The sequence below is a fragment of the Wenyingzhuangia sp. IMCC45574 genome, assembly GCF_054182685.1.
Window position 1 is genome coordinate 776,570 of the sequence record NZ_CM135169.1, and the last position, 18,742, is coordinate 795,311.

General features: G+C 32.8%; 14 protein-coding genes. 7 read left to right on the plus strand and 7 right to left on the minus strand.

The window, feature by feature from the left end:
- Nucleotides 1-13: 13 nt before the first annotated feature.
- Nucleotides 14-1,390 (plus strand): c-type cytochrome domain-containing protein, encoded by a 1,377-nt coding sequence (locus ACXHHC_RS03375; RefSeq protein WP_458228243.1) that lies wholly within the window; start codon nt 14-16, stop codon nt 1,388-1,390.
- A gap of 7 nt (nt 1,391-1,397) precedes the next feature.
- Nucleotides 1,398-2,549, plus strand: a complete 1,152-nt coding sequence (locus ACXHHC_RS03380; RefSeq protein ID WP_458228244.1) for a cytochrome-c peroxidase — start codon at nt 1,398-1,400, stop codon at nt 2,547-2,549.
- 7 nt (nt 2,550-2,556) lie between these two features.
- Here ACXHHC_RS03380 and ACXHHC_RS03385 read toward each other — a convergent pair whose 3' ends face one another.
- Nucleotides 2,557-2,943 carry an SRPBCC domain-containing protein gene (locus ACXHHC_RS03385; protein WP_458228245.1) on the minus strand — a complete coding sequence of 129 codons (387 nt, stop codon included), beginning with the start codon at nt 2,941-2,943 and terminating at the stop codon, nt 2,557-2,559.
- A gap of 288 nt (nt 2,944-3,231) precedes the next feature.
- Between ACXHHC_RS03385 and ACXHHC_RS03390 the strand changes: the two genes are divergently transcribed.
- The 5 genes from ACXHHC_RS03390 to ACXHHC_RS03410 all read left to right on the plus strand — a co-directional run bounded on the left by ACXHHC_RS03390 (nt 3,232) and on the right by ACXHHC_RS03410 (nt 13,667).
- Entirely contained in the window at nt 3,232-3,810 is a 579-nt protein-coding gene (locus ACXHHC_RS03390; protein WP_458228246.1) for an RNA polymerase sigma factor, read from the plus strand.
- A gap of 172 nt (nt 3,811-3,982) precedes the next feature.
- Entirely contained in the window at nt 3,983-5,101 is a 1,119-nt protein-coding gene (locus ACXHHC_RS03395; RefSeq protein ID WP_458228247.1) for a FecR family protein, read from the plus strand.
- 115 nt (nt 5,102-5,216) lie between these two features.
- The gene (locus tag ACXHHC_RS03400; RefSeq protein WP_458228248.1) at nt 5,217-8,570 is read left to right on the plus strand and encodes a TonB-dependent receptor; all 3,354 of its coding nucleotides are present in this window, start codon (nt 5,217-5,219) and stop codon (nt 8,568-8,570) included.
- Between the two features lie 17 nt (nt 8,571-8,587).
- Nucleotides 8,588-10,177 carry a RagB/SusD family nutrient uptake outer membrane protein gene (locus ACXHHC_RS03405; RefSeq protein WP_458228249.1) on the plus strand — a complete coding sequence of 530 codons (1,590 nt, stop codon included), beginning with the start codon at nt 8,588-8,590 and terminating at the stop codon, nt 10,175-10,177.
- Between the two features lie 178 nt (nt 10,178-10,355).
- The gene (locus ACXHHC_RS03410; protein ID WP_458228250.1) at nt 10,356-13,667 is read left to right on the plus strand and encodes a VCBS repeat-containing protein; all 3,312 of its coding nucleotides are present in this window, start codon (nt 10,356-10,358) and stop codon (nt 13,665-13,667) included.
- A gap of 54 nt (nt 13,668-13,721) precedes the next feature.
- Here the strand turns inward: ACXHHC_RS03410 and ACXHHC_RS03415 are convergent, their stop codons facing one another.
- From ACXHHC_RS03415 to ACXHHC_RS03440, 6 genes are all read right to left on the minus strand, one after another.
- A complete protein-coding gene (locus ACXHHC_RS03415) occupies nt 13,722-15,821 on the minus strand; it encodes a thioredoxin domain-containing protein (protein WP_458228251.1) in 2,100 nt (699 codons plus the stop codon).
- A gap of 71 nt (nt 15,822-15,892) precedes the next feature.
- Nucleotides 15,893-16,141 carry a hypothetical protein gene (locus ACXHHC_RS03420; protein WP_458228252.1) on the minus strand — a complete coding sequence of 83 codons (249 nt, stop codon included), beginning with the start codon at nt 16,139-16,141 and terminating at the stop codon, nt 15,893-15,895.
- 343 nt (nt 16,142-16,484) lie between these two features.
- Nucleotides 16,485-17,306 (minus strand): prohibitin family protein, encoded by an 822-nt coding sequence (locus ACXHHC_RS03425; RefSeq protein WP_458228253.1) that lies wholly within the window; start codon nt 17,304-17,306, stop codon nt 16,485-16,487.
- Nucleotides 17,299-17,580: a hypothetical protein gene (locus tag ACXHHC_RS03430; protein WP_458228254.1), complete on the minus strand. Its 282-nt coding sequence runs from the start codon at nt 17,578-17,580 to the stop codon at nt 17,299-17,301. The genes ACXHHC_RS03425 and ACXHHC_RS03430 overlap by 8 nt, the downstream gene beginning before the upstream one ends.
- A 66-nt stretch (nt 17,581-17,646) precedes the next feature.
- A complete protein-coding gene (locus ACXHHC_RS03435) occupies nt 17,647-18,111 on the minus strand; it encodes a MaoC family dehydratase (protein WP_458228255.1) in 465 nt (154 codons plus the stop codon).
- A 20-nt stretch (nt 18,112-18,131) separates the two neighbouring features.
- Entirely contained in the window at nt 18,132-18,725 is a 594-nt protein-coding gene (locus ACXHHC_RS03440) for an NUDIX domain-containing protein (RefSeq protein WP_458228256.1), read from the minus strand.
- Between the last annotated feature and the right edge of the window lie 17 nt (nt 18,726-18,742).

Sequence of the window (18,742 nt, forward strand, 5' to 3'; positions counted from 1 at the left end):
CGATCAAAAACAAATGAACGAAGTAGCTGATATTGTAATATTTTTTGGAAGATTCCATCCACTAGTGGTTCACTTGCCTATTGGGTTTATTATGTTCGCTTTTATCCTAGAGATTTTAAGCAAATGGAAAAACTTAAATGAGCTGAGAGCTGCCATTCCATATGCATTATTGTTTGGTTTCTTAACCGCTGTTAAAGCCTGTGCATTGGGATACATGCTTTCTATGACAGGAGAATATGATGGCCCTATGTTAGACGGTCACTTTTGGTTTGGTATAGCAACTACCGCAGTTACGTTAATTGCTTGGTTAATTTCTATTGATAAAATAAACATTGCTGCTTTAAAGTCTTTTAAAGGGAATATTGCAACTTTAACTTTATTAGTTGTGTTAATTAGTATTACAGGACATTACGGTGGTAATTTAACTCACGGTTCTGATTACTTAACTAAATATGCTCCTTTTGGAGAAAAACCAAAAGAAATTGAAAAGCCTAAAACGGCAGAAGATGTGGCCATGTACGACCATATAGTAAAGCCTATTTTAGAAGAAAAATGTATTAGTTGCCACAACACTTCTAAGAAAAAAGGTAGTTTGGCTTTAAACAATTGGGAAAATATTTTAAAAGGAGGAAAAGAAGGAATTGCTGTTGCACCAGGAGATATTTCTAAATCTGGAATTATTCACCGTGTAACATTAAATCCTCATGACAAAAAGTTTATGCCTCCAGATGGTAAAACACCATTAACAGAAGAGGAAGTAAAATTATTACGCTATTGGGTAGCTAGTACTAAAGAGGATTACAACTTTATGCTAACTGCTGCTCCTAATAAAGACGAAATTTTAAAAATCGCCTTGGCTTACTTGCAGTTAGACGGAAGTGGTGATGAAGCATTGCCAAAGGTACAACCAGTAGATAGCGTATTTGTTGGAAGCTTAATCAACAAAGGATTTACTATTAGAGAATTGGTATATGACTCTAGTATTCTTGAGGTGGTTTTACCATCACACACTGCTAAAACAACTGCTGAAGCAAAGCAATTAGTAGATGAGCTGGCTAAGATAAAAGACAATATCTTCTGGCTTTCTTTAGAAGACAATGCTGTTAGCGATGCTGAATTAAGCACTATAGCCACCTTTAGCAATCTAAAGCAATTACACTTAAATAAAAACGAAATCACAAATGCTGGTGTTTCTAAATTAAATACTTTAGAGAAGCTAAAATCATTGAACCTTTACGGTACCAAAGTAGATGCTGAATGTTTACCAATACTATCTAAATTTAAAAACTTAGAAAAGGTATACTTATGGCAAACAGATGTTAGCAAAGAAGCCATTAAAGGATTTAAAACCGAACATGAAAAACCTGTGTTAATTTCAGGGATTCAATAAATAAACTATGAAGCACTACATATACGTCCTTGTTGGATTGATTCTTTTTTCTTGTCAAGAAAAGAAAACCAAAATTTTAACAGAAGATAAGGACGTATATTTACCACTTCCTGCTGTAATTCACCCCAAAGACAACCCCACTTCTCCTATTAAAGTACAATTAGGTAAATTATTGTACTACGACCCTATCCTATCAGGAAATAAAGATATAGCCTGTGTTAGTTGTCATCATCCTAAATTTGGTTACGCAGAAAACATAGACCTTTCTATTGGTGTTAACGGAATTGGATTAGGTCATAACCGTCATTTTAAAAAAGGGAATAACATTCCTATTGTAAAAAGAAATGCACATACCGTTTTAAACACTGCTTACAACGGAATTAATACCAAAGGAAAATACACTCCAGAAGATGCTCCTATGTTTTGGGACAACCGTGCGCTTAGCTTAGAAGAGCAATCTTTAAAACCGATTGGTTCTTTGGAAGAGATGAGAGGTGAAAATATATCCGAAGAACATATTTTAGACACTGTTGTAAACCGATTACAAAAGATCGTTAAGTACCAAGAACTGTTTAGCGAAGCTTTTCCTGAAAACCCTACTATTAATAATGCAAACCTTGGAAAAGCCATTGCTTGTTTTGAACGTAGTTTGGTTTCTCCAAATTCACGCTTTGACAGGTATTTAAAAGGAGAAACAACAGCTATATCCGAAGCTGAGAAAGAAGGTTTTAGACTCTTTAAGAAAGCCAAATGTAATTTATGTCATTCTGGCCCTATGTTTAGCGACTTTAAGATTCATACACTGGGAATGAAAGATAACACCAAACTGGGCTATTCTGACGACGGTTTTGAAAAAACGTACGGATTTAGAACTCCAACACTTAGAAACCTAAGACAAACTGGGCCTTACATGCACAATGGAAAATTTACAACGCTTATGCAAGTGTTAGAGTTTTATGAAGATATTTCTACTGGTATTTCTCAAAACCCGCTAGTAGATAACCAGCAAATGGATTCCTTAGTTCCTAAGATCAATATTAAAGTGAAAGACATGTCCATGATTATTTCTTTCTTTAATACGTTAAACTCTGAGGATTACGATAAAGAAATTCCAACGGAAGTACCAAGTGGATTAACGGTAGGGGGAAATATCAATTAAGCATTGACTATTGATTATTAAAATACGTTTGCATCGGCTCAAAATAGTGTGCTATCCAACCTTTTTTATAACGTTCTTCGCTTTGAAACAAATTGGTATGGATTAATGTAAACTCAGTTTCACGACCTATTTCTTTTAAAATAATTTCAATTTTAGAGTCTTCTACATCTGGTTCAAACTCAGTGGTTCTCCAAGACTGCACAATTCTTTTGTAAGGCTCTAATACTAAATTAGTTCCCGTAATATAATCATCCCAAGTAGTAAACTTCTCTCCTACTTTGTCTGTTACTATCGCTTCACCACCAGTCATTTCTGAATGCTCTTTGCTAGATAACCAAGCTGTATACACTTCTTTTGGTGCTGCTTTAAACGTAGTCGTTATTGTAAATTCCATGAACCTATAATTGATTGATTTAGCATATCTTATAAATCTAAAATAGTGTTTAAATAATAAAAAAAAACTCCTTTATGACTAGTTTACACTATTCTATTTTTAAAAAAATGGTTAGATGCAAACCTATAACCAATTAACAAAAGCATTATTTAAACCTAAAAGAAGCACAAAATTGACACATCTAAGCTTTTGTTAATAAATAAATCACATCAAAAACTCCACAACATTACATTATTGTTAATTTTTACATATATTTAGTGGCTACTTAACAACTATACTAAACTTAAAATGACTAACTCTGCTTCTAACAACAGTCTTTTAAACGAAATAAGTAATGGTAATTATCAAGCCTTTAAAAAAGTGTACGACACCTATTCCAAGGAAATGTACTACTATGGTTTAAAAATTCTCGATGATAAAGAAGTTTGTGAAGACTTAATTCAGAATATCTTTATCGACCTATGGTCTAAAAGAGAATCCCTTAAGGTTAAAAACCTAAAAGGTTATTTGTTTCAATCTGTGAAATATCAAATATTCAATCATTTAAGAAGTAAAAAAATTACAAAGGAAGATTTAACGCGCTTAAATTTAATTGATGTTTCTATGAATGCTGCTCAGAAAATGGAGTATCACGAATTGGAAGAAAAAATTAAAACGATTATAGAAAGTGAATTGCCCCAAAGATGCAAACAGATATTTATACTCAGTAGATTTGAGCACAAAACCAATCAGGAAATTGCAAACGAATTGGGAATTACAATGCAAGCAGTAAAAAATCAAATCTCTAAGGGAATTCAGAAAATTAAATTATCCCTACAAGCAGAAGAAATTATTTTATATTCTTTTTTACTTTTTATCTCATTTTAAAAATACCCAAACAAACCAATAAAAACCTGCATTATACACACTATTTCAATACGAAAAATAACAATCCGAAATTAATTTCGGATTTTTTTTGCAAAAAAACAACAACAGACGTGTACCAAAATATCTTTTTGGTTACTTATTACTATACACACCTTTTTAGTCTCTATTTATCATGAACAAAAAACAAGCCAGAGAGCTTTATAAAAAATACCTCAACAATGAGTGTACAAAGCAAGAAAAAGAATTATTAGAACAGTTCTTAGACTCTTTTCAGGACAAAGAACTTATTTTAAAAGATCTTAATTACGATACTGAGATTAAAGAGAGGTTATGGTCTAAAATAGTTTCTGATACATTAAACATTAAAAAGGAAACCAAAAATCCCATTTACAAATATCTAAAATATGCGGCTGTAATTGCAATAACTATTAGCGCAACCACTTTTTGGATAACAGACACTAAAGATGAAACTTTAGAAATAGCCGATGCTTCTATTATTTTAAAAACAGCTGATAATAAAGAGATTGTATTAGACAATAGTTCACAAAGAGATGTGTATAATGGTGAGACTAAAGTAGCACAACAAAAAGGTGACATTATTAGCTTTGAGACTAAAGCTCCAATACAAGAATTGGTTTACAACGAATTAAAGATTCCCAACGGAAAGAACTTACAGTTAAAATTATCGGACGGAACCTTGGTACACTTAAATGCAGGAACCTCTATAAAATTCCCAGTAAACTTTATAAATGGAAAAAACAGAGAGGTTTACCTAGATGGTGAAGCTTATTTTGAAGTTACTAAGGATGCAAAACACCCATTTATTGTAACTACCGAAAAAATGGGGGTAAAAGTATTGGGAACTCATTTTAATGTGAATACTTATGATCAAAAAAAGGTGCATACAGTTTTAGCAGAAGGGAGTGTTGCTGTTTATGACCAAAAGAACAAAGAGGACTTACAAACGCAAACTATAATAGTACCTGGTCAACGTGCCATACTATGCAACAACCAAATAACAGTTAAAAAGGCAAATGTCAAACGTGAATTAAAATGGAGAGAAGGGCATTTATTTTTTAACAACGACAACTTTATCAATATCATAAAAAAAATAGAACGTAAATACAACGTAACTATAGTTAACAATTACACAGAACTAAACGATCATCATTACAAAGGAACTTTTAAGGATGAAACCATTCTAGACCTAATGAATACTTTTAAAGAAAGTGCTGGGTTTAGTTATGCTATTAAAAACAATCAAATTATTATTAACCAACCAAAACACTAATACAAACTATATGAACTGAAACTTTTAACTAAAAAAAATGTCGAGGAATGCTGCAACATTCCCCGACTGAAATTGATTTAACGAAAGAAATTACTCATCAAAATCGTACAAAATTATGAAAAAAACTTACAGGTTTTCTAAATCACTAGGAAACTATCTTAAAAAGAACAGAGAAATGAAGCTAACTATCATGCTTTTTGTTCTGGTATTGTTTAATGCAAATGCAACAACATCATATTCTCAGAACACAAAAGTTTCTCTTGACGTTAAAAAAGAAGCAATAGAAACCGTACTGGATAAAATTGAAGACCAAAGCGAATTCAAATTCTTTTATAAAATCGGAGAAATAGACGTAACTAAAAAAGTATCTCTTACCGTGCACGAAACTCCTATTAAAGATGTTTTAAGCATGTTATTTAACAACTCCCCTGTTACATACAACATGGTTAAAAACCAAATTGTATTAAAAAAAGGAGCATTGGAAGAGGTAAAAAACAACAAACAACAAATTACAATTGTTAAAGGAACCATTACAGATACAAATGGAGAACCTTTACCAGGAGCTAGTGTTATAGAAAAAGGAACATCTAGTGGAACCGTTTCTGATTTTGACGGAAATTTTTCTTTAAAATTAACAACTAGCAATCCTATTTTAACCGTTTCTTTTATTGGATACAAAACCAAAGAAGTAACCGTTAATGGACAAACTACGGTAAACATTCAATTAGACGAAGATGCTGCTAGCTTAGACGAAGTAGTGTTAATTGGATACGGTAGTGCTAAAAAGAGTGATTTAACAGGTGCTGTTGCACAGGTTACTGCCAAAGCATTTGAAGACCAACCAATGACAAGAGTAGAAGATGCATTACAAGGTAGAGCCGCTGGGGTTACTGTATCAAGATCAGGTAATCCAGGAGGAAATGTTAAAGTTCGAGTTCGTGGTGTAAACTCAATTACTGGTAATAATGACCCATTAATTGTAATAGATGGTGTTTTTGGTGGAGACTTAAGCACATTAAACCCTAATGACATAGCTACTTTTGATGTGTTAAAAGATGCATCTGCCTTGGCTGTATACGGTTCTAGAGGTTCCAATGGGGTTATCTTAGTAACTACAAAAAGAGGAAAAGGAAAAGGAAAAGTGTCTTTTGAACAATTTTATTCTTTTGCAAATGTAAATAAACGTTTAAACACCTTAAGCTCTGGTGATTTTGCTGAATTAGAGAACGAAGAATTCTTAGCAATACCAACTAACGATCCGGCTAATGTACCTTATAGCGATGAACAAATAGCTGCTTTCAGAGCTAATCCAATAAACTATCAAGATTTGATGTTACAAACTGGTGTTACTAAAAACACTCAACTATCATTTAGTGGAAGTACTGAAGATAACTTAAGATACTTTTTATCTGGTAACTATATGGATCAAGAAGGTACACAAATCACTACTAATTTTACTCGTTATTCTTTTAGGTCTAATGTTAGTAAAAAGTTCAATGATAAACTATCCGTTGGTGCAAATGTTACAGCAAGTAGATCTATAACAACAAACAATCCTGATGCTTTTGGACGTTCTGATGGTAGTGGATTATTAAGAGCAATTACCTGGGATCCAACAGCACCTGTTAGAGATGAAAATGGTAACTACATCTTAAGATCTCCAAGAGAGGTAGCCAACAATAATTACAACCCTGTTAGAAGACTTGAGTTAAGTAATCATGAGGTAACTTCTGATAGATTAAACATAACTCTTAATGGTAAATACAAATTTACAGACAACTTTAGCTACAACGTTATTGGTGCTGCAACAACTGTTAATAGAAATACTGAATCTTTTAGAGTTGAAGGAGACCCAGAGTTAGTAGGATACAATAATGTAGGGTTTAGTAATTTTAAAAGTACCTTCTACCAAGTAAGTAATATTTTAAACTGGAACAAAGATTTTGGCGATGATCATAATATAGATTTAACTGGAGTATATGAATTCCAAGGGACTAGAAACTTAAACAATAGTTACAGTACAATCGATCAAAACGTAGGAGGATTGTATTTAGCTGATAACGGAAGTACTGAAAGCTTCGCTAATTCAGGAAGTGAAGAAGCAATTCAGTCTTTCTTGGCTAGAGGTCAATATAACTATAAAGACTTTCTTTTATTAACAGCTTCTATGAGAGTGGATGAATCTTCTAGATTCTCAAAAGGAAATAGAACTGGTTACTTCCCTTCAGGAGCACTAGCTCTTAATTTTTCTGATTTTGATTTTATTGAAAACTCTCCTTTATCTACTTTAAAAGTAAGAGCTGGATGGGGTAAAGTTGGAAATCAAAACATTAACACATCTGCAAGATTCTCTTTAAACGATAGTGCAGGGATTTACAGTTTTGACGGTGAAACTACAGAAACAGGAGATGTACAGTCTCAAGAAGGAAACCCTAACTTAACTTGGGAGACAACTACTCAGACAAACTTTGGTCTTGACTTTGCGTTTTTAGAAGGAAGAATTAGAGGATCTATAGATGTCTTTAACAAAGATACCGAAGACCTATTACTTGCCACAATAATACCAGGAACGTCTATTAGAACATTCATTAATGCTGGAGAAGTAAACAATAAAGGTATTGATTTCTCTATTACTGCTGATGTAATAAACAATAAAGATTTTAACTGGAATACTAGTTTAAATTTATCACGTATTAAGAACAAAGTAACTAAGCTTTATGATGGACAAGACTTTATTGTTGGTAATGTGAATGGTATTGGTGGCGGTGGAATAAAACTTGATATGATTAAAGTAGGAGCACCTATTGGTACTTTCTATGGTTATACCGCACAAGGTACATGGAAATCAACTGACGATATTCCTGTTGATGCAGATAACAATCCTCTTTTCCAACCAGGTGATGAAAAGTTTTTATTAGATGAAAATAATGAAAGAGTACTTGGAGCTATTGGTAGTGGTTTACCAGACCTAACCTGGGGATGGAACAATAGTTTTACATATAAAAACTGGGACTTAAACATATTCATTAATGGAGCTGTTGGTTTTGACGTTTATAATCAAGTAACAGGAACAATAAGCGGAAATGGAGGTAACAGAAGTAACCTGTCTCCAAATGTTCATGACAGATGGACACCTACAAATGAAACTGAAATTCCTAGAGCTGGTACTGGTAACGTTCTTAACAGTTCGCGTTGGGTAGAAAAAGGAGACTTTATAAGATTAAGCAACCTTAAAATTGGTTATACATTCGATAAAGACCTTGTCAAAGGTATTGATAACTTACAATTATACGCTAGTGGTCAAAACTTATTTTTAATATCAGACTATAGTGGGTACGATCCTGAAGTTTCATCTACAATTAGAACAGATGCCGGAACATCGTCTAACGCAGATTCAGGTGCAGGTATGGACATTGGAGCGTATCCAAATCCAACAACCTATACTCTTGGAGTTAAAGTTCAGTTTTAATTAAAAAAATAGTAGATATGAAGACACAAAATTATAATTTTTTATACAAAAGAACTTCTATGCTAAGACTGTTCTTTTTAACAAGCATCGTTTGTTTTTTAGCACAAAGTTGTGCTGACTTAGATCCTGATCCAACAGAATTTAATCTACCTCCCGAGTCATTTGGTAGTTTAGAAGAAATGGACAAAGGAATTGGAGGTGTTTATAACTCTGTAGTAAGTGCTGCACGTATGACGACCTTTTATGCTCCTGCTTGGGGAGGTGATGATATAACAACACATATTGCTTTGAATAAAGCTGACTTTAGAGAATTTGATCAAAGAGCTGTTTTATCATCTAACAATAGACTCTTAAGAAACTGGAATGATATTTTTGATGCTGTGAATGCAATTAATGGTGTATTAGATCGTTCTTCTGGTTTAATCGGTTTAGAAGTTGTAGATCAAGATAGATTAAGTATGTTACTTGGAGAAGCTTATTTTTTGAGAGGTATGTTATTTTATCAATTATCAAGGGTTCATGGAAGAATTCCTTTACCTTTAACTAAATTTCCAGATCCAAATATTACAAGATCTAGTCTAGAAGAAGTTTATCAACAAATTGAATCTGACTTCTTAGAAGCCGAAACTAGATTACCGGACATATACCCTGGTGTATCGGCTGGTGCACCAAGACCTAACAGAGGTTCTGCCAGAGCTTTTCTAGCTCGCTTATATATGGACTGGGGAGGATTTCCTATAAAGGATAACAGCAAATATGCAGATGCCGCAAGTAGTGCTAAACAAGTTATGGATAATGCTACAAGTTACGGATTTGGATTAGTTAATGATTTAGAAGATTTATGGAAAGTAGATAACAGGTTTAATGACGAATCAATGTATACACTTGTTTACTGTTTAAGTTGTCCAAACAACAGTATTGCAAATAGAAAATTTGGTCGTCTTGGTTTACCTGCCGATTTAGGTGGTTGGAACGAAACCTTTGCTGAAATTAAATTCTTTGAAGACTTTCCTACAGGAGCCAGAAAAGAAGCTACTTACAGAACAGATTTAGATTGGCAAGCATTTAATGCTCAAAAGAATCCTATATTCAAAAAAATTGCTGGACCAATAGGAGACTTACCTGAAGGAGCATTTCAGACTGCAAGAAATGACTACATGATGCGTTATGCTGAAATATTATTAATCTATGCTGAAGCATCTGGTTTAGCAGGAAGCGTTTCACCAGACGCTTGGGAGGCATTAAACAAAATACGAAGAAGAGCTGCTGGTTTACCTTTTAATACAGCTGTCACAACTCCAACTCCTCAAAAAATATTAGATGAGAATGGAGTATGGGTAGAACACCCTACGCTTACCTATGTAGATATTACTTCTGGAGACATTGCCGATTTAGCTTTCACTGAGCGTAAATGGGAATTTGCGGGAGAATACATTAGGTGGTTTGACCTTGTTAGAAGAGAAAAAGTTAAGGAAGCTCTTTCTGACAGAGACCCTGTAGGTCCTATACCTGTTCAAAATCCAATTATTGGTAGCTTAGAAACAAGTAACTACTTAGCTCCAATACCTGCTGATGCGGTTTCAAGAAACCCCAATTTAGCAGATTAATAATTTTTTCATTTTTTTAAGTTTCATTCAAACGGTTAGGTTATACTATATAACCTAGCCGTTTATTCATAAACTTTCTTTTGACAACCTTAAAAAAGAACTTATTTTTATAATAAGCTATACCGTAAAAAACTAGATGAACATGATCCAAACTCAATCTAAAACTACTCTCTTTTTTTTGACATTAACTCTCTTACTTTCAATTACTTCTTGTAAAAAGAAAGTATCAAAGAACCTAAACAATCAACAACAAAAAGAAACTCAAAAGCTTTTTACGGAAATTTCTTCTAAAGATACCGGAGTAGATTTTATCAATAGATTGGAAGAAAATGTTGATCTAAATTACTTTCAATACAATTATACATATATAGGCGGTGGAGTAGCAACGGCAGATTTTAATAACGACGGATTCGTTGATCTATTTTTCACCTCTAATTCACATCAAAATAAATTATACCTGAACCAAGGTAACTTAAAGTTTAAAGACATCTCTATAAACGCTGGTATAAAACAAAAGCCTGGCTTTAATACGGGGGTCTCTATTGCAGACATCAACAACGATGGATTTTTAGACATCTACATTTGTAGAGGTGGGGCCAAAAACACCAATAATCAGTTTGAAAACTTATTATACATTAACAATGGGGATTTAACATTTACAGAAAAAGCCAAAGAATACGGTCTAAATGACAACAACAGAAGTATTAATGCTGTATTTTTTGACTTTGACAATGATAATGATTTAGATGTATATGTATCTAACACTCCTGATATTACTGGTAAGACAAAAATCATAGATGTAAAGAAAATCCAATCAGATCCTAACACTCTTAAACAAAAAGGTAGTGATCAATTGTACGAGAACGATGGAACGGGACATTTTACAAACATTAGTAAAAAAGCAGGTATAAAACCAGACCTTGGTTTTGGCTTAAACCCAATTGCCATGGATATGAATAATGATGGATTTCTTGATATCTATGTATGTAACGATTTTAACTCTCCAGACATTAACTACATAAATAACGGGGATGGTACTTTTACAGAAAAAAGTATAGAAACCCTAAAACATACTGCTTTTAATAGTATGGGAAGTGATGTGGCTGATATTAACAACGATGGTCTTTTTGATATTACTTCTCTAGACATGAACCCTGAAGACTACATTCGATCTAAAACAACCATGGGAATGGTTTCACTAGAACAATACGATAAAATGATTAAAAGTGGTTACCATAACCAATACATGCACAATGTTCTACAATTAAATAATGGGAATGGTACTTTTAGCGATATCAGTCAGCTAGCAGGAATTGCCAACACCGATTGGAGTTGGGCAATACTATCAGCAGATTTCGATTTAGATGGTTGGAATGATTATTATGTAACCAACGGTGTTTATCGTGATGTTATAGACAAAGATAAAAACAACGATATTTTACAAATTCTTAGGCAAAACGGTAGAAAACCAACAAAAGAAGATTTCTTACAATTTGCAAAAATGCTACCTCAACAAAAGCTTAAAAATTACTTTTTTAAAAATAATGGGGATTTAACTTTTACCAATACCTCTGACAAATGGAACAACACAAAAGCTACTTTTTCTAATGGTGCAGCCTATGCCGATTTAGACAATGATGGGGATTTAGAAATTGTAGTTAACAATATTAATGAAACAGCAACTATCTTAAAAAACAATGCTATTGAGCAAAAAAAAGGAAATTTTCTTGAAATTCAGTTTAAAGGAACCAACTCTAACAAACTTGGAGTAGGAACAAAAGTAACTTTACGAATGGAGGATGGTAAAAAACAAATCCGTGAATTAATGAATACCAGAGGGTTTTTGTCATCTTCGTCTCACAAACTTCACTTTGGTCTTTCTTCCAATCAACCTCTAAAAGAATTAAAAATAGAATGGCAAGATGGAAAAACACAAATCATTTCTAAAGTTACACCAAATCAACTTTTAACTATAGATTACAACAATGCTAACAAAACAGCTGCTGTTACTAAAGAAAAGAAAACAACTCCCCTATTCCAAGCGATAAATAATTCAATAGCTCATAGAGAAGAAATTTACAACGACTATCAACATCAAATTTTACTGCCTCACAAACTTTCCCAAACAGGACCTGCAGTTGCTAAAACAGACCTTAACGGAGATGGAATTGATGATCTATATATTGGAGGAGCAAAAAACAAAATGGGGAACATTTACCTAGGTCAATCAAATGGACAATACAAAATAAAACCCAATCGTTCTTTCTCTTTAGACAAAAGATACGAAGATGTTAACGCTTGTTTTTTTGATGCAGATAACGATGGGGATCAAGATTTATATGTGGTGAGTGGTAGCTATGAATTTGTAGGGAAACCTAAACTACTTTTCGACAGGCTTTATATAAACAATGGAAAAGGACAGTTTACAAAATCTAAAAACTTACCTCAATTCTCTTCTGCAGGTTCCGTGGTTGCTCCAGCAGATATAGATAACGATGGAGATATAGACTTATTTGTAGGAGGTAGAGTTATACCAGGAAAATACCCATACCCTCCACAAAGTCATATTCTAATGAATGTAAATGGAAAATTTACCATTAAAACTACCGAAATTTCTCATGAATTAGAAAGAATAGGAATGGTTACAGATGCGGTATGGCACGATATAAACAATGATAAAACGTTAGATTTAATTCTTTGTGGAGAATGGATGGGAATACAGGTATTTATTAACCATAAAGGAAAACTTGTAAAAACAAATGCATACAAGACATTAAGTAACGCTATTGGTTGGTGGAACAAAATTCAAATTACCGACATTGATAAGGATGGTGATGATGATATCATTGCTGGAAATTTAGGGTTGAATTACAAATTTCACGCCTCTAAAAAGAAACCTTTTCATATTTATACTAAAGACTTTGATTACAATGGAGTTGAAGATATTTTCTTAGCTAAAAACTATAATGAAAAAATTGTTCCTGTAAGAGGTAAAGGTTGCACCGCACAACAAATGCCTCATTTAAAACATAAAATTAAAAGCTATGGTAGCTTTGCTAATTTAGATGTAAAAGGGATTGTAGGACCAGGTATTAAAAATGCGTTGCATTATGAAGCATCAGAATTTAGATCTGGTATTTTTAAACAAAACAGGAATGGAACTTTTGACTTCACTCCTTTTGTAAATGAAGCTCAAAAATCTCCTATCAACAGTATTTTATATGATGATTTTAACAACGATGGTACAAAAGATCTTTTGTTGGCAGGAAACAACTATATGTCCGAAATAGAAACAACCAGAGCTGACTCTGGTATTGGTACATATTTAAAGGGAAATAAAGACGGCTCTTTTGAATACATAGACAATCTAAAAACAGGCTTCTATGTAGATAAAGATGTAAGAAGTATGGTGCTCTTACAAAATAAAAAATTCAAAACAGTATTTGTTTTAAACAACAACAACAAACACAGTGTGTTTAAAGTGAAATAAGAAAAAGCCCTTTATAAAAATTTATAAAGGGCTTTCTTTGTTATCCATAATTATTTATTTCATCAGCTTTATAGCTTCTTTTACCGTAGTAACAGGTAACTTACAACTTCCTTCCTGACAAACATAAATATACGTTTGTCCGGCTACATACCTATCCTCTAACAAGGGAGCATTGCTTTCCGTTACGCTCGCTACAATTAGTTTATTTGGTAAATAATTTTTATTTAACTCTTTTATGAATTGTTTCGCATTTTCACCTACAATAGCAACCTCATAAAAACTTGTAGCATTATCTGCATACAACTGTAACCAATTAGAATAACCTGACGGATACTGTACAGCATCATTTTTAATATTATTTAACATCTGTTTACTAGCCTGTAAGAATTCTTTATGTTCAAAATACAAGCCTAACTTGGCTAAATTTCTTGCCATCATAGAATTAGATGATGAAATTACATTATCTGCTAACTCCATCTTTCTTGTAATTAAGGCTGGATCTTCATCAGAAGTAAAATAAAACATCTTTTGCTCTTCATTGTAAAAATGCTCCCAGCTGTAAGTTGCTAAACTTTTAGCCTCCTCTAACCAACTCCTATCTAAAGTAACTTCATACAGACTCATAAAAGCATCAATCACAGATGCATAATCCTCTAAGTACCCGTTAATAGAACTTTTTCCACTTTTATAGTTATGAAATAAAGCTCCATTACTCTGTAATTGTTTAGACTTTATAAAAGATGCATTTTTTATAGCAGCATTTAAAAAAGCTTCATCATCAAAAACCCTGTAAGCATTCACCAATCCTTTTAGCATTAAACCATTCCAAGATGTAAGTACCTTATCGTCCAATGCTGGCTTTTCTCTTTTCTCCCTATTTATTAATAATGTTTTCTGCCAGCCTGCTATTTTCTCCTTTAGCACTGCTTTAGAAATATTTAACTCTTTTGCTAGTTCAGTATTCGTTTTACTCTTTATCAAATGATACTTTTCATCCTCCCACAAACTGCTTTCATCAATAGGAAAAACTTTCGTAAATAAATTAAACTCCTCTTTTAGAAGACTCAACAACTCTTGTTGCGTCCACACATAATAAGCTCCCTCTTCAGACTCTCCAGATTCTTTTCTAACATCAGCATCCAAAGAAGAATAAAACGCTCCATCGGTGCTCATCAATTCTCTTTGCACAAAATCAAAAGTCTTATATACAACTTCTTTGTATAAGTCACTCTTATGAATTAAGTATGCATCTGCATACAAGCTAATTAATTGCGCATTGTCATATAACATTTTTTCAAAATGGGGAATGTGCCATTTAGCATCTGTAGAATATCTTGCAAAACCACCTCCAACATGATCATACAAACCTCCTAAAGCAATTTGATCCAAAGTATTATATACATGTGCTTTTAAGTCACCATCATTTGCCTGTTCTGCATAACGCATTAAAAAGCTATAATTATTAGGCATTGGAAACTTAGGAGTTCTGTTATATCCTCCTAATTCTAAATCAAAATCCTGTTTCCATTTTTCTGTCAACAACGCTAACTCTTCTTTCGAAAAATCAATAGCTGAATTATTAATGGTTACCAATTCAGATTGTTGAATACCCTGAGTTAAATTATCTGCAAATTCTTTGATTTTTTCAGGTTCGTTTTGATACATTTCAGAGACTTGAGCAAGGATCTTAGCCCATTGTTCTTTAGGAAAATAGGTTCCTCCCCAAAAAGGTTTGCCATTGGGTAAAGCAATACAGTTTAAAGGCCAACCACCATTTCCAGTCATCAGCTGAACTGCCGTCATGTATATTTGATCTATATCCGGACGTTCTTCTCTATCAACCTTGATGTTGATAAAGTTTTCATTCATAATTTTAGCAATAGAGTCATTCTCAAAACTTTCATGTTCCATGACATGACACCAATGACAGGCAGCATATCCAACGGAAATAAGAATTAATTTATTCTCTCTTTTTGCTTTTTCTAAAGTTTCTTTATTCCACGCATGCCAATTTACGGGGTTATGGGCATGTTGTAACAAATAAGGGCTTGTTTCGTGAATTAATTGATTGGTATGTTTGTGCTTTGGGTCATTTTTAGAATTACATCCAAAAAATATAAAAGTGAGCAGAAAACACCTTATAAAGTTCTTCATTTTTAAAATTTGAGAACTAAATATAAAAAAACTAGAATAGTTTATGCCAAAAGTAGCTTATATAAGTAGTATTAATACTTAAACCTTCTCTTTTTTAGACCTAAATCATGTACTTTTCTAGCATTGGTTATAATGTATCTCCACAATCCACTTCCTCTAGAAGCTAATGACTTCATTTTTTCAACTTTAGTCTTTCCAGTGTTTTCGTATGAATACTCATAGTCTTCTCCTGTTTTAGACAATTTAATTATAATAAAATTCTCTCCAATTTCGAAAGCTTCAATATCAGATTGACCACTAATATTATTGTATTTCTCCATAGTTTTAGTTTAATTTTTAACAACTTTGTATCTATTCATTAATAAAAAGACAGCAAAATCATTATCCCCACCCTTAATTATTAAGTTTAAACGAATAACATGTATACACGCGTTAAAAACTTAATTATTCTTTGCTTTTAGTTTAACACAAAACTAACATTTATCCATTGATTAATTATTCTTTTAATCAACAGAAATACACACATTAATCATTTATTAACATATACTAATATTGGATGGGAACGGTTCATAGCTTTTTTCTAAAAATAGGTATTTTTACGATAGTTTAAAACAAAAAAAACAGGATATTAATAATATCCTGTTTTTTTTAAGTTAATTTTTATTAGTTGCCTAAAATTAATGGTAAACCGTCTTTTCCAGACCCCACTACCACAACTTTTGTGTTAGGAGACTGTGCCAACTCTACAGTTGCCTGAATCCCTTTTTCCTTTAAAATATTTTCTGAAAGAGAAGCGTTTAAAATTCGGTTAGCCTCTGCTTTTCCTAAAGCATCAATTTTTTGACGTGCTGCTTCCTTTGTTGCTTTTTCTAACCTAAATTCATACTCCAAAGATTCTTGTTCTTGCTTTAACTTATTTTCTATTGCAGTTTTAATCGTAGGTGGCAAAGTAACATCTCTTACTAAAACCCCTTTCAATTCAATATACTGTCCTTCTAAAAGTTTCTTGGTTTCATCAAAGATCTCACTTTGAATAATATCTCTTTTACTTGAGTAAATTTGCTCAGGTGTATAACGTCCAACCACAGAACGTGCAGCCGATCGTAAAGATGGTTTTAACACTGTTTCTAAATAACTCTGTCCTTTTTCTTTTAACAACAGCCCCAATTTCTCTTTCTTAGGAAAATACCATACACTAACTTCCAAAAGAATATCTAGCCCATTAGACGATAGAACTTTCATTTTTTCAAACAATTCTTGTTGCCTTACATCATATTCATAGACTTTATTCCAAGGAGCTATAAATTGCAAACCTTCTCCTAAAGCTGGTTTTTCTGTCTCTACTCCACCAATCATTTTAAAAACAACTCCTGCTTTTCCTGGTCCAATTGTTTTTGCTGTTCTAGAGACAAAAATAACACCCAATACTACCATTATTATAATGAGTGGCAATCCTTTAGGGATTTTTAAACTTTGATTACTCATAGGATTCAAATTTTATGTTATTATTTTTTATGATTACTTTTTTAGGTAATCGTTTCTGTTCTTCCTTTCCTGGAATAAAACAACACCCTGCCCTATCTATGGTATATAAAATATGCAACTTTACAACCTCTTCATTATTGTTTACTTGTTGATCGAAAACTGCCAGCTCTATATTATTAAGATTGGGCCAACCTCCATCCGAAACAAATTCAGAGATTTTTATTTGTCCTATATGTTCTTGAACAAGTACTCTTATTTCTTCAGTATTCCTCATCTTTTCATTTTTAAACATTTACTACCTCCAAAATAAGTCGATAAAAAACCAATTGATAACAACAATCTAATTTACAAAATGATACAAGAAAATAATATCTGCATCTACAGCCGATTTGCGCTCTCCTTCTATTTCTATCTTAATAGAAAGTATCGCTTTAGAAATTCCTCTTAAGTTTTCTATAGATTTTAGCTTAACCGCCAGTCTTACTTTATTACCTACTAAAACAGGTTTGTTAAACTTCAACTTTTCAATTCCGTAATTCACCAACATTTTACTATTGTTCACTTCTACAATTTGCTCCCACAAATAAGGAAGTAACGAAACGGTTAAATAACCGTGTGCTATTGGAGCTCCAAAAGGTCCGTCTTTTGCTTTTTCTTCATCGCAGTGAATCCATTGATGATCTAAAGTAGCATCTGCAAACTTATTGATACGCTCCTGAGTTACTTGTAAATACTCTGAGTTACCGATTTCTTTTCCTTCAAATGCCTTAAATTCTTCAAAACTGTTGATTACTACCTTTGCCATTATTTGTCTTTTTTAGTTATTCATATTGTATATGCATCCAACAGACCATTAATCCATGCATGTTGGAGCAAAATTAAAGTTTTACCATCTTTTATCTCATTGTTTCTAATGCTTTTTTTTATGGCATCAAAACTCATTTCAAATATAACAATGTCTTCTTGTTCATCTGCAAGCCCACCTCCTTTAGACACTTTCATATTTTCGTCGTAAGTAGCCACAAACATATGTGTTACTTCTGTCACTGCTCCGGGAGTCATGATTACATCACACACAAAATCTACGTTCTGAATTCTGTAACCAGTCTCCTCCTCTATTTCTCTTTTTATAGCACTTTCTGGATAATCTCCATCTAACATTCCTGCAGGCACCTCTGTTATAATTCCATCACCATTACCTACATTATTTACATATGCTGGCATTCTAAACTGCTTGGTCATTAAAACCTTTTGTGCCGTTTTGTTATACATAAAAACAGCAGCTCCATCTCCTTTATCATAAACCTCTCTTTTTTGAGTCATAACGCGACCATCAGAAGCCGTATAATCGTAGACAAATTCTTTTAAAGGTTTCCAAGCATTTGCTAAGACCTTTTCTTTAATATTAGAAATTTTCATAAAGATTATTTTTGCAT

Bases quoted from the DNA above. Each gene is read 5' to 3' on its own strand.
- ACXHHC_RS03375 (WP_458228243.1), top strand. From the start codon at position 14: ATGAACGAAGTAGCTGATATTGTAATATTTTTTGGAAGATTCCATCCA.
- ACXHHC_RS03380 (WP_458228244.1), top strand. From the start codon at position 1,398: ATGAAGCACTACATATACGTCCTTGTTGGATTGATTCTTTTTTCTTGT.
- ACXHHC_RS03385 (WP_458228245.1), bottom strand. From the start codon at position 2,943: ATGGAATTTACAATAACGACTACGTTTAAAGCAGCACCAAAAGAAGTG.
- ACXHHC_RS03390 (WP_458228246.1), top strand. From the start codon at position 3,232: ATGACTAACTCTGCTTCTAACAACAGTCTTTTAAACGAAATAAGTAAT.
- ACXHHC_RS03395 (WP_458228247.1), top strand. From the start codon at position 3,983: ATGAACAAAAAACAAGCCAGAGAGCTTTATAAAAAATACCTCAACAAT.
- ACXHHC_RS03400 (WP_458228248.1), top strand. From the start codon at position 5,217: ATGAAAAAAACTTACAGGTTTTCTAAATCACTAGGAAACTATCTTAAA.
- ACXHHC_RS03405 (WP_458228249.1), top strand. From the start codon at position 8,588: ATGAAGACACAAAATTATAATTTTTTATACAAAAGAACTTCTATGCTA.
- ACXHHC_RS03415 (WP_458228251.1), bottom strand. From the start codon at position 15,821: ATGAAGAACTTTATAAGGTGTTTTCTGCTCACTTTTATATTTTTTGGA.
- ACXHHC_RS03420 (WP_458228252.1), bottom strand. From the start codon at position 16,141: ATGGAGAAATACAATAATATTAGTGGTCAATCTGATATTGAAGCTTTC.
- ACXHHC_RS03425 (WP_458228253.1), bottom strand. From the start codon at position 17,306: ATGAGTAATCAAAGTTTAAAAATCCCTAAAGGATTGCCACTCATTATA.
- ACXHHC_RS03430 (WP_458228254.1), bottom strand. From the start codon at position 17,580: ATGAGGAATACTGAAGAAATAAGAGTACTTGTTCAAGAACATATAGGA.
- ACXHHC_RS03435 (WP_458228255.1), bottom strand. From the start codon at position 18,111: ATGGCAAAGGTAGTAATCAACAGTTTTGAAGAATTTAAGGCATTTGAA.
- ACXHHC_RS03440 (WP_458228256.1), bottom strand. From the start codon at position 18,725: ATGAAAATTTCTAATATTAAAGAAAAGGTCTTAGCAAATGCTTGGAAA.